Source organism: Bremerella volcania (assembly GCF_007748115.1).
Lineage (GTDB): Bacteria > Planctomycetota > Planctomycetia > Pirellulales > Pirellulaceae > Bremerella > Bremerella volcania.
Map to the genome: position 1 here is coordinate 5,030,033 of NZ_CP036289.1, position 16,327 is coordinate 5,046,359.

A 16,327-nucleotide genomic window follows, 5' to 3' on the forward strand; every position below is an offset into this window, starting at 1 on the left:
CCGAGAATGATTCATGGTGTTCCTATCCTTCCCCCACGGCGACACGTTTCTGACGAGGAACAGTAGCCCGCAATCCTCAAATGGGACTGCTTGCCCTGTCCACGCGCCGCGCGCACTGGTGAATCTGCATCCTTGCATTTCTAGGTGAGGCGGTTAATTACCGGTTGTCCAAAATACGGTCAATACCGCTTTGGTGACTTACTCAACTTTTTTTGGATTTCATACCGGTTGCGTTGCTAGCACAAGGGAAAACCTTCGCCGGCTGCGCAAAAATCGCCGGGCAGTACAGTACTGAGATCTGAGAAATGGTTCAATAGATGTTTTTGCATGCGCAAAGAAAAAGGCGTTCCGTAGAACGCCTTAGGGTAAATCGAGTTGAAAGTCGGCGATTATTCGCCCCGACCGCGGCCTCGTCGACCGCGACCGTCGCTACCGCCATACTCACCGTAGCCAGAACTGTCTTCCATCCCATAGGGATCTTCCGAGCCCCGACCTCCTCTGGGGATCTTGACCTCCGGCTTCGAGAAATTGAACTTGGCGAACTCTTTGACTTCCTCGAGTTCCGACTTGATGTGGATGTTTCCAGCATCATCAAGCACAAGGATTTCCCCCGGAACTCGCAGCTTCTTGTTGTTCTCATCGGTGTAACGTCCAACGGTATCCTCGCCACCTCGAATATCGAGAAGCGTGTAACCCGTCTTGAGAACGTACTCTTGATCCTTCTTATCCGCGTCGAGCGGATAAGGTTTGCGGAACTGGTAGGTAGCCGGATCCAGGATCCACAAATCACCCTTATATTCGACCATGCTGCCGCGAGTGACTTCCTTCAATTCCTTAGTGACCAACGCCTTGACGTCGGTCTTCGGATCCCATTTCATCGCCAGCACGGTTGCGTTCGGCTCGGCCGTACGCAGAATCTGCCGCTGGTTGTTTCGGTTGTAAACCGTTCGTCCCGCATCAACGGAACCCGCCAGGACATCGGCACTTGATGGCACGCGAACCGTAGCACTGGGCTCACTGAATTCAGTGGTTCGCCAGAACTTAAACTGCGGCCCAGTCGCCGTGGTTTGGCCTCGAGGACTCACCATACCGCCCTGCTGAGTTTGCAAGTACTTCATGATCTTGTCACGTTCAGGCTTCAGACGTGTCAGCACGTCTCCCACCAAAGCACGTGCAGGAGGTGCTTCCTGGTAGTTCTGAGGATTGTTTGGATCCTCTAACCACAGTTGCACTCGGTACTGATAGTTCTTGTTTGGCACGACGGAGGTATCATAGAAGCGGAACATCTTGTTCTCGGCATCGAACATGGATGTCGCACCACCATATCCGCTGCCTTCACCGCGGGAGATGCTCATGCCACCACCCTGGGTTCCTGTCGGCTTACGCATCATTCCCTTCGGAGGTGTCATGATGTTGTTACCGCCGATGCCAGGCATGCGGCCTGGGCGACCATAGGGCCCCATAAATCCATCGCTGCCTTCGCTTCCCATTCCCATGGCTCCACCAGGTCCCATAAGTCCGGGCAGGTCACCAGGCAGATCGCCACCGGCTTCGGGAAGCAGCATTTCCATTTCTTCCGACATCATGCCTTCGCTGCCATACCCTTGTTCCCTGGGTTCATACTTCGGAACTGAGGAATGACGTCCCCAATCACCGGGATTGAACAGCAGGATTGGCGGCATAGGGAAGCTGAGAGTCGGATCAAGATACTCAGGCGGAGCCACTTCGTCAGGGATGAACGCCCAGCGATGGCGTGCAATCAACCTCTCTTGGTTGACGTTGATCGATTTTTCCCATTCGCCCCAAGAGCCATCCGGCTTTTGTTCTCGGCGTTCGATGGCGAAGTGCACATAACGAGGATAGTCGCGGCCTTCCATGTAGTTCGCTCGATCTTTGAAGGCAGCTTCGTACATATCGAGTTGCTTCTTCAGCGGAGCAAGCCCGGTGATTGCCACAAAGTACTTGCCTTCGATCTTGCTGCCGGTACCACCACGCGCCTGGCCAAATTCCAGCAGCTGTTCCGGTGTCAATGTCGGAGGGGCATTCGCGTCGACCATGCCCATCTCGCTGCCGTAGCCGCTGCCCGCGTAACCATCATATTCCGACCCGCTAGGCATCATGCCAGGACCACCTTCACGTATCATTCCAGGTTGGCCGGCTTGCTGCGGACTGAGGAATGCAAATGGGGCAAAACCAGGGGTAACTTCGATGTCGGTTAGCGGCAACAAAGTCGGATCTGGTCGCTTCTCGATACTTTCCTTGTGACGAACCCGGAAGCTCGAAGGAGTTTCGTATGGCGCTAAAGGAATCGGCTTGCCTGCTCGGGTGGCGGCCGTTTGATATTCCGGCGGAACCCAGCGTTCTTCTTCGACCTCATTCCACGTTTGTTTCTCGATATTGGTACGCGCCTGGTCCGATGCACGAACCAGATCTTCCGGAGTCGTATCAATCGATGGCTGCTGAGTCCCGCGGTAAACAAACAAAAGCACGAGGACAATAGCCAATCCGAAGACGAGCTTTTCAACGTGAAGGATCAATTTGGTCTTGAGCCCACCGCTTTGTAAGTCCAGCTTCTTCATGATTGAGTCATCCTTATTCTGTTCCAAGCCATCCGAATGTGAGAAGAGATGAGGTTAGGAGCACGCCTGCCTACCGAGTAGTCGCAGTCACGCTTGCAGTTTCCGTCGAGGTATCATCCGCCGTCGACTCGTCGTCGGCCGGTCGCGACCCTTCAGGCCACAACAGATCGCGATTGACCGGATTGTAAATGTAAATGATGCCGTAGATTTCGACTGGGGCGTCGAAGATCTTTTCGGCTTGATCAATGCCGTCGCCGCTTTGGCCGCCGCGACCCATGCCGCCAATGCCGCCGCCAAACTCGTCGCCCATGCCCATGCCACCCATATTGAAGTCCCCCATGCCAGGACCGCCCATGCCGCTGCCACCATCCATGCCGCCGACGCCGGACGTCTGTGGGTTAATACGGACCTGGCGAACTTCGATCATGAGGTCGGCATTGCCACATTCAACGAGCAGCTTGTCGATCTCGCGTTGATCCATCAGGAATCGCATTCGGACCGGCAAACGCTTGGCAACCGAAAGGTAGTAGTTCTCGGAAGTCGGATCCGTGGTCGCGGCACGCAGGTCATCAACCATCAACTTTTTGTAGTCTTTATCGACATAGCGGTAGTCGCCTGGGTCCATCTCCATGCCATCCAGCGGCATGCCATCGGGTCCCATTCCCATACCATCCATGCCCATGCCGTCCATATCTTCCATGCCCATGCCATCCATGCCCATCCCGTCCATCCCCATGCCATCCATGCCAAATTCGTCTGAGCCTGCGGCCAGAGGCGAACGTGGAATGACAACTTTGGAACGAATCGGCATGACCTCACGGCCAAACTCGATCACGTCAATTGCCTTGATGGTGGCCTGGTGAGGGCTGCTGATATCGCCATTGGTCTTGGCGATCACATTCATGATGTTCCTCAATACCCAGAGGTTTTCCTGAGCGTAAAGAACTTCCTTGGTGGTTGGGACATTGCGACCGCCGCCGGCGCCAGCTCCGATCCCACCTCCCATATCGCCTCCAATACCTTGGCCGTTGTTCGTGCCGGACCAATCAAAACTCTTGGACTGAATGTTGGCTTGGTTGGTAGGGTTCCACATGACCAGCGGTGGCTTTTCGAGCGTATTGGAATTGCGAGTGTTCATGCCTGGCAGGTTCCCCATTTCGAAGCCTCCGCCGCCATCGAATGCCTCGATACCGAACTGACCGCCACCTGCGCCACCGCTTCCCGAAGGGGCCCAGCGTGCGTGGATGATCTCGGCTAGTTTGGGCAATTCTTCTTTGATGTAGTCACGATAAAGCTCTCGCTTGTTCGTGGACATCGGCTTGTCTTCTTCCGTCAGCGCTTCGATAGGACGCCCCAGGAGAATGCCGTTGACGATATCGCTGAAAACCGAACCACCGACATTCAACTCCGCAGGCCAAGTCAAAACGCCCTTTTGCGCTTCCCATTTCTTCTGCCAGGCCTGGTCGATGTCGTCGCGATACTGCGTCAACCAAGTCTGCATCTCTTCTTCGTATTGCGTATTGGGATGATTCGCGGTACTGGCAATTTGTCGAGCCGAGTTCAGGCGCGTATCAATTTCCTGACTGCGCGTCTGGTACTCTTTGTCCAGCGTCGCAATCGACATGTACCACCCGCCAGTGCCAACCAAGAGCACCACGAGCGCGAAGACCCAGAAGTAATACTTCTTCAAAAACGCGATAGCTGGTCGTAGTTTATCCATGGCTTAGAAGTTCTCCGTTTCGGCATTCGCGGCATTCTCTTCCGCTTCGGCAAGTTCCGCGGCACGGCGCAGTTCCTCTCGTTTCGAGAGAGGCGACTCACGCCAACAGAATTGAACCGTGAATCGATAAACTTTGACTTGAATCGTTGGTGGCTCGATCTTGCTGGGATCGATCGGCTCTTCCGGCGTCATCCCGTAGCCGGCCCCATATTCGTCCGCCATACCACTGCCAAGGGTAGGAGGATCATACTTGGGATTCGGGATTTGAACCGTTCTCGGCACTTCGTCCATCGCAATGATCGGATGGGAGATGCCCAGTTCCTTCATCGTGACGATTTCAGGCTCGTTGTTCTCGTTGATCAGTTCCACGCTACCCCGGTCGAGTTGGTCGATCAGCGTATTACGCACGTACTGGGCACCCATGTTTTCACGAGCAGCCGGACTGTTGTGGAAGTGATAACCGGTAATTTGGACGACCCAGCCACTTTCTTCGGCGGTTGGACCAGCCAGCTCGTCTTCTGGGTCTGCTTCTCCTTCGATTTCCGTCAGATCGACGTCCGCCTCTTCTTCAGCCGCTGTACCGGCTGTTGAGTCTGCTTCTTCGACGGGAGCAGTTCCCGGTGCGGCCACGGCTTCCGTAACTGCTTCTTCGGCCAGATCTTCATCGATCGAAGGCGAAGCTTCCATCCCTTCTTCTAGACGACGCAGGATGGCTTTTCGATTTTCGAGAGTAACGGCGTATTTCGTTTTGACGGCTTCGGTGTACCACATCGAAAGGTCAGGAAAATATTGCGACTCGATCGATTCGATCTGTAGGTCAGGCCGCTGATCGATCGGCTTGTCCGAAACTCGCCCGGGTGCCAAATCTGGGTCGGTGGGCAACGAGGCCGTGATGGCCTTCATCAGTTCCGGCCAGAGTCGACGGTTTTCTTCGTTACCGACAACGTAACGGCCGATCATCTCGAGGTTTTCTTTCTCGGTCATCAACTGGGTATCAGTCGTTTTGTAACTCTGGCTGGTCGATTCGACCGTTGCGACCTTGCGAAGTGCGTCGTCAAACTCTGGAATATGAGCAGAGTTGTAGGCCTGCCAATGGAAGCCAAAGTTCAACGCACAGGCCAAGAGCAGACTGGCCACGGCGGCAACAGCCCAAGGCTTCTTCTGACGAACAATACGGTCGATCAGGATTTCCTGCGGCAACAGATTGGTTCGCAGTGCCGACTTCTTCAACCCTTGCAGGCACAAGCCGTAGCAGGTTGCGAACGACAACATGTTCTCGCGGAAGCTAGGGGCCGAGGTAACGTCGGTGCCGGTCAGCTTTTGATAGCCATCGAGTTCGACCACGTCGTAGCCCAAGTTCTTACCCAGGTAAGGAATCAGACCCGGTAGCTTCATCCCGTTACCAATCGGAATAATGCGCGAGATCTTGGCCTTACGATCCAAGGTCTGGAAGAACCCGATCGAACGTTGGATTTCCGTGACCAGGTCGTTAAACACCGGTCGCATCGCCTGGAACACGAGCTTGGCGTTCTCCGCCTCGGAAGCATGGCGTTTGAGATGCTCGGCCTTGGCAAAGGTCAGCTTGAGTTCTTTGGTCAGCTGCTTGGTGAAGTGGTTACCACCGATCGGCAAACTACGCTGCCAAACGCGGAAACCATTGGTAATCACCAGGTCGGTTGTTTCGGTACCCATCGAGACAATCACGTACGAATTAGGCTGATTTGTCGGATCGTACTCTTCTTTAAGTGGGTTGATCGTCAGCTGATCGTTGGCGACAAAGTTGTACAGGCTGATCGGAGTCAGCTGGACAATGTCGACATCGATGCCGGTATCGAGGTACGGCTGAAGAGATCGGAAGATCTGATCGCGTTTCATTGCGAAAATACCAATCTCGGTTTCGAGCGAGATGCCTTCCTCTTCGTGCGAACCAGGCATTGGCTGGTAATCCCAGATCACGTCTTCCAACGGGAAGGGGATCTGCTGCTTCGCTTCGTATTTGACGATGTCCGCAATACGCTTGGCTTCGACCGGAGGTGCTTTAAAGAAACGCGCAAGACCGGCCTGGCCTGGAACGGAAATACTGATCGCGTCATTACGAATATCGTTTCGCGACAGGAACTCGCGCAACGCATCCTTAATCAAACCTTCCGAACCCGCCCCGGCCTGATTCAAAGGATTCGGGTATTCGATGAAGTCGAATGCTTCGGCGACCATCCAGAATCCGTCTTCGTGCATTCGGCATTTCAGGGCCTTGAGCGCACTTTGACCGATGTCGATGCCCCAAACGGCTTTACCAACAGCCATCTCTGTTCCTCACAGCAATCACCGCGTCACGTTTCGTCGAGGTTGGCAAGAAACAGCTAGAAACCATCCGGCAATTTCATCCAACGAAGAAGCATGCTCCGCAGATCGCAGGTTTAAGACAAGCAAACTAAAGGAGAAGGGTGTGTCACCAACGCAGTGAATATCTCTCACATTTGTTGGCCAACATCCTCATTCTAGTGTGAACTTCTCCCGAATGTCAACGAAAATGCGAATTCCACTGTTTTATGTAAACCACTATATTGCAACAAGATAGGACACGATTGCAACAAGATAGGACACGATCAACCTCCCCTGCATGGGGATCTGGTAACGTGTCAAATTCCGCTGCTTCCCCTTCTCCCTCCTCCCAAAAAGTGACCAAGCCCCCGATAATAAGGTTAACCCTGGCCCTCGGACGCAGATTAAGTATACCCTATAACTTATTATTTGGTAATTACTTGCGTTCAATCGCCCCCTCTCCTCCATTCAGGCCGACGGACGATGATTCAGGAAATTGCGATTCTGCTTCCCTGCCATAGCTTCGAAGACTTTCCTACCTATCACACTGGAGACGAGGCCCAAAGCCTGCTGGCCAACTGGACTGCGATGTGGCACCCCGCATTTTTGGCATCGGCAGGGAAAAACCCCCAGTGGCACCGGGTGGACTCTCCGCCGGAAAACCTGGAAGGACTCGCTCTGCTCATTCCGTCGATCTGCAAATCAGAGCTTCCCGCAGGCTTTTCACAACGCGCCAAGGAGTCCGGAGCGACCCTCGTCAAAGGTTTGACCGATCGCCAGGAGATCGTCACCCGCTTGCTCGACCGTGTTGGCGATGTCCACGAGGTAGCCGTGAAACTGGCACCTGACTTCTATGCGTTGGGATACTGCTATCTCCAGGTCGAGCTTTTGACGCGGCAAATGCGTTATTCGAGTAGCCTCGACGAAATCTACTTCGAAAACAAAACGATTGAAGCGGCGAAAGCGGCTGCCGAAGGCAACGAGGAAACGGCCTTAGGATGCCTCCAGGCATGCTTCGACGTGCTGATGGAGGAGCGCAATCAATATTATTCGGTCGACGCCAGCCTGCTCGACTTCACCTTGGTCGCCGAATCGACGCTCAACGAGTCACTGCTAGCAGAAGTCAAAGGGCAACTTCCCACCAACCTTTGGATCTCCGGCTCACTGGCTCAGAAGATCGCGGAAGACCATACGGAGCTAAAAGAAGCAATCTCGGCCAAGATTACCGAGAAGAAGTTAGGCATAGTCGGTGGCGAGTGGATCGAAGGCCCTTTGAATCTGCTTGACCCGGAATCGCTGCTAGCAAACTTCCAGCGCGGTCACGAAGCGTACCAGCAAGCATTCGGCGCAGCGCCCAAGGTTTTTGGTCGCCGAAGATTCGGCATGACGGCTTTTCTTCCCCAAGTTCTTCGTGGTCTTGGCTACGTCGGCGCGGTGCATGCCACCCTGGATGAAGGGAAGCTACCCGTTAGTATTCAGGGGAAAGCTCGCTGGGAAGGAATCGACGGCTCGACGATCGACGCCCTAGCGAAGTTTCCACTGGACGCCACCAAGCCAGAGACCTTCTTGTCTCTCTTTTCCAAACTGGGTGAAGCCATGGACGGAGAGCACGTTGCTACCCTGGCATTCGCTCACTGGCCACAAATGACCTCTCCCTGGTACGAAGACCTGAAAACGATTGCCCGCTATGGTAATAGCCTGGGCGAATTCGTCACGGCGGAGCATTACTTCGAAGAAACCGACACGGCGACCTATCACGGAAACTTCAAGCCGGAAGATTATCGAACGCCTTGGCTCAAGCAGTCGATCGTTCGCCGCCAGGAAGGTCCCGTCTCACAGCATGCTCAACGCGAGCAATTCAATGCTCGGCTTGAAGCAGTGGAAAAGCTCCGGGCATTCGCTGAACTGATGGCAGGGGCGACGACTTCTAAAGCGAGTCAGTCACCAGAGCGTTCGCTTCAAGACCCTGCCAATCCCAGTGAAGATCAAAGCGTGGAAACAGAAAAGCTGATTCTCGAAGCGAGCCGAAACCTTGCAGCGGCTATCCCTCGCGCCGAACAGCCAGTACAGCACGCCTATCTCAGCATAAACACGCTGAACTCCCTTAGCACGCGTGGAGTCTACCTCTCGGAACTAGCCGACCTCCCGGCCAGTAGCGAACCAGTTATTGCCAGCGGTCATGATAGCAAGCGAAAGTTCGCTGCGGTTGATGTGCCCGGCTGTGGATATGCCTGGATCGCCGGGGACGCCAAAGGGAACGCAAGCAAGCAAAAGGCACTTCTCGACGGACATGTTTTGCGCAATGAATTCATGGAAGTACACATTCATCCGGAAACAGGCGGCATCAAGTCGATCTACGACTACAAAACACGCGGCAACCGTCTGTCGCAGCAGTTATCGTTGCGAACGCCTGGCAAGAAGCAGGCCACCGGGCAGCGCTACCTCGGTCCCGATGCATCGGCTATCTACAGCCAGATGCAAGTGACCCAAATCGATCCCGCGACAAGTTCGCCGGCCATGGGCGAGATCCATACCCGGGGCAATATCATTGGGGAAGAAAAGGAAGTGATGGCCACCTACAAGCAAACCTATCGTTTATGGCGGGCTTCGCGAGTACTTGAAATCGACATCGAAATTGAGCCTCAAGTCGATCCAAAGTCTCTTCCATGGGACTCCCACTATTGCTGTCGCTTGGCCTGGGGAGACGAAACGGCTCTGACCTATCACGACGTGCAGTGGGTCCGGACACGCTGCAGCGGACGTCGCATCGAAGCCTCCAACTATGTGGAGATCAATGCTTCGCACGGTAAAACCACGCTCTTGACCGCTGGCATTCCGTTCCATCTGCGGAATCACGGACACATGCTCGATACCATTTTGATTCCGCATGGCGAATCTCAGCGAAAGTTCCGCCTGGGAATTGGACTCGACTTACCCTACTCGTTGCCAGCATCGCGTGACTTCATGTATCAGCCGCAGCCTGTGTTCGAATCGGCTTCGATGCCCGCCCCCGGCAAATCGTCCTGGATGTTCCACTTGGAAGCCAAGAACGTCATTCTGACGAGCCTGGAATCGCTGACCAACGAAAACGGCGACGTGATCGGTTGTAAAACAAAGATTCTGGAAACCGAAGGACGCAACGCCAAAGGCGCCTTGCGATGCTTCCGCAAAGTAGGCGAAGCGCACCTATGCGACTTCCATGGCAATCGTATCTCGAAGTGCCTAGTTGATGGCGATCGCATCAATTTCCAACTCGCACCAGGGCAGTGGTATCCGCTGGAAATCTATTGGGCCTGATACCACTCACATTCCTGGATGGCCTGCTATCACACTGGTCTTTCGTTGGACAATAACACTCAAATCCCCCTCGGAACATCGAGTCTTTTTCTTACTGGCACACTGCTTGCACAGGATGCAGTGACGTATTACTAAACTCACCCCGGCCGAGGAGAACTCGACATGTCTATGAATAGTCTTGCAGACGCCTTTTACGATGAACTTCGCGATATCTATCACGCGGAGAAACAACTCCTCAAAGCGCTTCCCAAGATGGCCAAGAAAGCTAGTAGTGAAGAACTAGCCAATGCTTTCAATGAACACTTGGAGGAAACGAAGCAGCACGTTGAACGAGCGGAGAAGGCTTTTGAGGAGACCGGAAAGGCCGCCCGGGCAAAGAAGTGTGAAGCGATGGCTGGCCTGATCGAAGAAGCTTCTGATGAAATGAAGGAAGATGCCGATCCCGAAGTCATGGATGCCATGCTGATCGCCTTGGCCCAAAAGGTCGAACACTACGAAATCGCGACCTACGGAACACTTTGTACCTGGGCAAAGAAGTTAGGCTACACCCAGGCCCACTCCCTGCTGGGTGAAAACCTAAATGATGAAGAGCAAGCGGATAAGAAGTTGACCAAGCTTGCCAAGAAGAAGATCAACGCAGCCGCGATGGCATAGCAACGATCGATCCAGTAAGTCGGTCATTGCTTAGTATCCAGTAAACCTGCCTCGGTGGAATTCATTTCCACTGAGGCATTTTTTTGGCAGTTATAGCTTCTCAAGCATCACGACAAAGAGCGCGCCGGCCGCGTCTTGAATCCGATTGGCATCGGCTTCTCCGTAATTCTGGCTGGCCGCATCCAATGCTGGCACTAGTTCGGTGAGCATACGAGCCACCTTTCGGGGTACTTCCTCGCTAGCAGGGAAGTGGTCGCAGAACATCTCGACATGGTGAACCAGGTCGGTCAGGTCTTCCGGCGCAAATTGCTCTCCTTTCTCGAGAATTTCGAGCAACTCGCCCGCGTGCTGCATCAATTGTTCGGCCGTTTCCATCAAGCTTGCCACCTGAAAATTGCTATCAAAGACAGCCCCAAGAAGTAAAACTTTGCGGGTCACGAAGTTTTCTCAAAGTTTGCCGGTTAGGACGACGATAACCCTAGTACTGAATTTTCTCATGCTGGTGCGCCTGCGTGCCGGGACGACGAAATTCAGGCCCGGGGGGGCCGAGACAAACGAATTGACCAAGCTGACCGGGAAGGTTAGCAGGTCATCCAACTACCAGCGATTTACTTCTTCCGAAGTGTCGTGCACAAGGACGTGCACGCTACGCATCAGGACTCGGTATCCCATGAAAACCCAGTTCCATCAAGCCTGGATGCTCGTGCTCATCGGCACCGTGATTTTCACCGGTTGCCAGCCGACTCAACCGTTTTACTTCAAAGAGTCAGGCGATTTGAGCCTCTACCTCGATAAGGCAACCGACATCGAATACCCCGATGTCGATCACTGCCGGCTGTACGAGGTAGATAACACCGAGGCACCGTTCACGATCTCCGATCCATTTGAAATGGATGAGTCGCGGATTTGGAACCTCAGTCTCGAGGAAGCCGTAGCCAACTCGCTGAAAAACAGTAAAGCGATTCGCACTGCTGGTGGTAATGCCGTCTTCCGGGTGATTCCTGGCACGACGCTGACCTCGCAGGCAATCCCTACCAACCTGGTCACGCGTAACGACGCTACACCAACGATCTACGATCCAGCACTCGTTTCGACCGATCCTCAGTTTGGTGTCGAGGGCGCTTTGAGCGAGTTTGACGCTCAGCTGAATGCCAACTTCAATTGGGATCGCATCGATCGCCCTCAAAACTTCGCCACCGGCAACCCGTTCTTCCTTTCCGAGTTCGGCCAGAACCTGGCAACCGCCAACCTCGAGCTGACCAAAAGGGCAGCAACGGGTACCCAGTGGTTTCTACGTCAGAACAATACTTACGACTACAACAACCGTGGTAGCTTGATCTATCCAAGTTCGTGGTTGGCCAACGTGGAAATGGAAGCCCGTCACCCGCTGCTCCGCGGAAGCGGTGTTCAGGTCAATCGTGTCAACGTGATGCTGGCCCGTATTCGGGAAGACGTCAGCCTGGCCGACTTTGAAACGAACATTCGCAACCTGGTTTCCGACGTGGAAGAAGCTTACTGGCAGCTTTACTTTGCCTACCACAACCTGGAAGCCGCCAAGACCGGTCGCGACAGTGCTCTGGTCACCTGGCGTCGAGTTCACGCGTTGATGGTCAATGGTGCCGAAGGGGGCGAAGCCGAAAAGGAAGCCCAGGCACGTCAGCAATACTTCGAGTTCCGCAGCCGTACCGAAGGTGCCTTGCGTGACCTTTACAAAGCAGAAGGTAGCCTTCGCTACTTCATGGGTCTGTCGGCAACCGATGGCCGCCTGGTTCGCCCCACCTCGGAACCAACCGATGCTTGGGTAGCATTCGACTGGTTCCAGATTCACGACGAAGCCCTCTCGCGAAGCCCGGAACTACGTCGTCAATCGTGGCGAATCAAGCAGCGTGAGATCGAAATGATCACCGCACGCAACCAGCTTCTGCCACAGATGGATGCAGTCGCCCTGTATCGTTTCCTTGGCCTGGGCGACCAGTTGATCCGCGGTAATCGCGATGGCAAGAACTTTAACGAGATCAACAGCAAAGCCTGGGACGTGCTCACCGAAGGGAACTACCAGGAATACACGCTGGGTGTGGAATTCTCGATGCCGATCGGCTTCCGCCAGGAACTGGCCGGCGTACGAAACGTGCAGTTGCAGATCGCTCGCGAGAAAGCAGTCATAGAAGACATGGAACTGGAAATCTCCCACCTGTTGACCGACACTATCCGCGACCTGGACTCGAACTACAGCCTGGTACAGACGAACCTGAACCGACTGATCGCAGCCGACCGGGAAGTCGACTCGGTGCAAGCCGCCTACGATGCCGGCACCGTGACGCTCGATCTTTTGCTGGATGCTCAGCGACGTCGCAGCGACGCTCAGATCGCCTACTTCCAGGCCCTGATCGAATACAATATCGCCATCAAAGACGTTCACCTGCGAAAGGGTAGCTTGCTCGACTACAACGGCGTGTTCCTCGCGGAAGGACCATGGCCAGAAAAGGCTTACTTCGATGCGAAGGGTCATGCCCGACGCCGCTCGGCCAGCCACTATGTCGACTACGGCTACACCCGACCCGCCGTGATCAGCCGAGGCAGCGTACCGCAAGGGGGCATCAGCCACGGCCATGTCGAAGAAGGCACGATCATCTACGAAGGGGATGCTCCCACCGAAGGTGAAGTAATCGGCACGCCAACTCCGGCCAAGATGCCAACCTCGCTCGATGCGGTCAGCCTGGAGCCACCGACCGAAACCAAGGTCGCCAGCAAACCAGCCCAATCGAAAAGCGAACTCGATTGGAATAAACTGGGACTGAACGAACTGGTTTCGGAAGTTCGTCAATCGAAAACTACCCCGCAGCCGACGCCAGCCGCTCAGCCGACGTCGCGACGGGTTGTAAAGTCGGTCTCTCATGAACCTGGCCAAAATCCAACGCCTGTTAAAACTACTGCAACTGCTTCAGGGTGGCAGGCCGCAAAACGTTAACTCGATGGCCGATACGTGCGGCGTGAGTCGACGCACCATCTTTCGAGACCTGGAAACATTGCGAGCGGCCGGCGTGCCGCTCGCTTTCGATTCGAATGGGCAGCGTTTCCATATCCCGGAAACCTACTTTCTCGCCCCCACCAACCTGAGTTCGGAAGAAGCTCTCTCGGTCATGGTCCTTTGTCACGAACTGGGTGACGGCACCGGGCTTCCTTATTATTCCTCGGCTCGCCGGGCAGCTACGAAGCTCGAAAACAGCCTGCCGGAACACATGAAGCGGCAGCTTCGCGAGATCTCGAGCTCGGTCGAGATCAAGCTGAATCCGGTACATCAACCGGAAGGAGCCCAGTCGGCCTACCAGTCGCTGGTCGACGCTTCGGGGCATCGTCAAAACGTCCGAATCAAGTACCGCAGCATCTTCGATGGGGAAGTCATTCAGACCAAGCTTTCCCCGTACAAGCTCCTTTTCAGCCGGCACAGTTGGTACGTGATCGGTCGCAGTTCGATCCACCGCGCCGTGCGAACGTTCAAAGTCAACCGCATTGAGCAGATCGAAACCCTCGAGGAACCATTCGAGATTCCTCAGAACTTTCAGGTCGACCGCTTCCTGAGAAATGCCTGGCACATGATCCCCGAACCTGGTCCCGATCAGCACATTATCGTTCGCTTCGACCCACTGGTCGCCCAAAACGTGGCCGAAGTGCAGTGGCATAAGTCGCAAGAGATTCACTGGAACGAGGACGGGAGCATCGATTTCGAGGTGAAAGTCAGTGGCATCCGCGAGATCAGCTGGTGGATCTTGGGTTACGGCAGCCGCGCCAAGGTCCTTCAGCCAGAGTCGCTCAAAGAATTGATCGCCAGCCACGCACGCAAGATTCTCGAAAACTACGACGATCCGGCCCTCTCCCCCGCAGACAGGGGCAAGGGAACTTGAGTCCTCCATCCTTTGCCGGGCAGTTGCCGTCCCTTACAATCCTTGCCATGACCAATTCGCAAACAATTCGCCCTATTTTCATCTCTTTCGATGGGATCGATGGGGCCGGCAAATCGACGCAGCGTGACCTGCTCACCCAGTGGCTGAAGGAAAATGGGCACGACGTCGTCTTGTGTCGCGACCCCGGTACCACCGAAGCTGGCGAGCGAATTCGAGACCTTTTGCTGCACCGCAAGGAACTCGACCTGCACCCGCGTACCGAAATGCTGCTGTACATGGCTGCCCGGGCACAGTTGGTCGACGACGTCGTTCGCCCCGCCATCGCATCGGGAAAAACAGTCCTGTGCGATCGCTACCTTTTGGCGAACATCGCCTACCAGGGATATGCCTCGGGGATCGAGCTGGAAGACGTACGAAACGTGGGCAAAGTAACGGTCGATCGCGTCATGCCCGACCTGACGATCTTGCTCGACTTGCCGGAAGACATCGCGTTCCCACGGCTGGGCAAGGACCTGGACCGGATGGAAGCCAAGGGAGTCGCGTTCATGCATCGCGTGCGGGAAGGATTCCTCAAAGAGGCCGAGATCTATCCGCACGTCTCAGTCATCGACGCGACTCAGGAGATCGATACGATCCAAGCCGCCATCCGCGAGGCGGTCACATTGCGTCTAAAGGAGATAGCGAAATGAATTGGGACGACGTGCTAGGGCACGATCGCATCCGAGAGATGTTCGCTACGGCCCTTTCCAAGAACCGACTGGCGAGTACGTTTCTATTCGTCGGACCGGCTGCCATCGGCAAGCGCAAGTTCGCGTTGATGTTGGCCAAGACGCTGTTGTGTCAAAACGTGCCGGCCTACCACATGCATCCCTGCGGCAACTGCGAAGACTGTAAGCAAGTTGATGCCTTGACCCACCCCGATCTTCTGACCGTTTCCAAACCGAAAGACAAGACACGCATTCCGGTGGAGTTGTTGATCGGCGATGGGCAGCACCGAATGGAGTCCGGTCTTTGTCACGACATTGCCATGCGTCCGTTCCGTGGCCAGCGTAAAGTGGCCATCCTGGACGATGCCGACGACTTGAACCAGGAAGGGGCCAACTGCCTGCTCAAGACTCTCGAAGAACCACCAGTCGATAGCGTGATCATCCTGATCAGCCAAAGCGAACAGCGGCAATTGCCGACGATCCGCTCGCGTTGCCAGATCATTCGCTTTGCCCCGCTGCCTGACGAAATCGTCTCGGATCTCCTGCTTGAACTTCAATGGGTTAGCGATAAGCCAGAAGCGGACAAGCTTGCCAGGCAAAGCAAGGGCAGCCTGGCCCGGGCAGATCAACTGCGCGACGGAGGCCTCCAGGGAATCGCGGAAGTTCTCCTGTCGACGCTCGCGAAGCGTGATTTCCATAGCGTACAAATGGCCAAGGATGTCTCCGATTATCTCACCAAGATGGGAGATGACGCGCCGAAGAAACGCGAGGCGTTGTCTCACCTGATCGAATTGGCCGCGGACTTCTATCGAAACCAGTTGGTCTACCTGACGAAGCTGGGCACCGAAGAAGCTTCGACCGAACCAGAGATTCGTTCGGCAGTGATAGCCATTCCAGCTGGGCTGGATGGGGCCGTAGCCTGCCTGGAACGATGCGCCGAGGCAGAGATCCAACTCGATGCCAACGCGAACATCGCGACGCTGGTGGAAGCCTGGTTGGATGACCTGGCCACCGCGTCGCGAACTGGATTCGTCGAGACGCTTTAGACTTTTGATCTAACCCACAAAGGCGAAGGAGCAAGAAATAAAGAGAGCCTCCGTCCAAAGACGAAGGCCCTTTCCAATCGTTCTGAATTGTGGTCTCGGC

The 16,327-nt window shown here is 54.9% G+C and carries 10 protein-coding genes; 6 read left to right on the forward strand and 4 right to left on the reverse strand.

Features of this window, described 5'->3' with window-relative positions:
• Nucleotides 1-389 precede the first annotated feature (389 nt).
• The 3 genes from Pan97_RS19960 to pilM all read right to left on the reverse strand — a co-directional run bounded on the left by Pan97_RS19960 (nt 390) and on the right by pilM (nt 6,603).
• Nucleotides 390-2,579, reverse strand: a complete 2,190-nt coding sequence (locus Pan97_RS19960) for a hypothetical protein (RefSeq protein WP_144975688.1) — start codon at nt 2,577-2,579, stop codon at nt 390-392.
• Nucleotides 2,580-2,649: 70 nt separating this feature from the next.
• Entirely contained in the window at nt 2,650-4,299 is a 1,650-nt protein-coding gene (locus tag Pan97_RS19965) for a hypothetical protein (RefSeq protein ID WP_144975690.1), read from the reverse strand.
• 3 nt (nt 4,300-4,302) lie between these two features.
• Entirely contained in the window at nt 4,303-6,603 is a 2,301-nt protein-coding gene (gene pilM, locus Pan97_RS19970; protein ID WP_144975692.1) for a pilus assembly protein PilM, read from the reverse strand.
• 501 nt (nt 6,604-7,104) lie between these two features.
• Here pilM and Pan97_RS19975 point away from each other — a divergent pair.
• Nucleotides 7,105-9,918 (forward strand): glycoside hydrolase family 38 N-terminal domain-containing protein, encoded by a 2,814-nt coding sequence (locus Pan97_RS19975; protein WP_144975694.1) that lies wholly within the window; start codon nt 7,105-7,107, stop codon nt 9,916-9,918.
• A gap of 162 nt (nt 9,919-10,080) precedes the next feature.
• Entirely contained in the window at nt 10,081-10,572 is a 492-nt protein-coding gene (locus tag Pan97_RS19980) for a YciE/YciF ferroxidase family protein (RefSeq protein ID WP_144975696.1), read from the forward strand.
• Between the two features lie 90 nt (nt 10,573-10,662).
• Here Pan97_RS19980 and Pan97_RS19985 read toward each other — a convergent pair whose 3' ends face one another.
• Nucleotides 10,663-11,010 (reverse strand): hypothetical protein, encoded by a 348-nt coding sequence (locus Pan97_RS19985; RefSeq protein ID WP_144975698.1) that lies wholly within the window; start codon nt 11,008-11,010, stop codon nt 10,663-10,665.
• Between the two features lie 232 nt (nt 11,011-11,242).
• On the opposite strand from Pan97_RS19985, the gene Pan97_RS19990 reads away from it, so the two are divergent.
• The 4 genes from Pan97_RS19990 to Pan97_RS20005 are packed head-to-tail and all read left to right on the forward strand — an operon-like array spanning nt 11,243 to nt 16,227.
• On the forward strand, nt 11,243-13,540 hold the full coding sequence (locus Pan97_RS19990) for a TolC family protein (RefSeq protein WP_165698865.1): 2,298 nt from the start codon (nt 11,243-11,245) through the stop codon (nt 13,538-13,540).
• Entirely contained in the window at nt 13,467-14,474 is a 1,008-nt protein-coding gene (locus Pan97_RS19995) for a helix-turn-helix transcriptional regulator (RefSeq protein WP_144975702.1), read from the forward strand. Before Pan97_RS19990 ends, Pan97_RS19995 begins: the two co-directional genes overlap by 74 nt.
• Nucleotides 14,475-14,521: 47 nt before the next feature.
• Entirely contained in the window at nt 14,522-15,163 is a 642-nt protein-coding gene (gene tmk, locus Pan97_RS20000) for a dTMP kinase (protein ID WP_196782161.1), read from the forward strand.
• Nucleotides 15,160-16,227 (forward strand): DNA polymerase III subunit, encoded by a 1,068-nt coding sequence (locus Pan97_RS20005; protein ID WP_144975704.1) that lies wholly within the window; start codon nt 15,160-15,162, stop codon nt 16,225-16,227. Before tmk ends, Pan97_RS20005 begins: the two co-directional genes overlap by 4 nt.
• Nucleotides 16,228-16,327: the final 100 nt, after the last annotated feature.

Bases quoted from the DNA above. Each gene is read 5' to 3' on its own strand.
- Pan97_RS19960 (WP_144975688.1), bottom strand. From the start codon at position 2,579: ATGAAGAAGCTGGACTTACAAAGCGGTGGGCTCAAGACCAAATTGATC.
- Pan97_RS19965 (WP_144975690.1), bottom strand. From the start codon at position 4,299: ATGGATAAACTACGACCAGCTATCGCGTTTTTGAAGAAGTATTACTTC.
- pilM (WP_144975692.1), bottom strand. From the start codon at position 6,603: ATGGCTGTTGGTAAAGCCGTTTGGGGCATCGACATCGGTCAAAGTGCG.
- Pan97_RS19975 (WP_144975694.1), top strand. From the start codon at position 7,105: ATGATTCAGGAAATTGCGATTCTGCTTCCCTGCCATAGCTTCGAAGAC.
- Pan97_RS19980 (WP_144975696.1), top strand. From the start codon at position 10,081: ATGTCTATGAATAGTCTTGCAGACGCCTTTTACGATGAACTTCGCGAT.
- Pan97_RS19990 (WP_165698865.1), top strand. From the start codon at position 11,243: ATGAAAACCCAGTTCCATCAAGCCTGGATGCTCGTGCTCATCGGCACC.
- Pan97_RS19995 (WP_144975702.1), top strand. From the start codon at position 13,467: ATGAACCTGGCCAAAATCCAACGCCTGTTAAAACTACTGCAACTGCTT.
- tmk (WP_196782161.1), top strand. From the start codon at position 14,522: ATGACCAATTCGCAAACAATTCGCCCTATTTTCATCTCTTTCGATGGG.
- Pan97_RS20005 (WP_144975704.1), top strand. From the start codon at position 15,160: ATGAATTGGGACGACGTGCTAGGGCACGATCGCATCCGAGAGATGTTC.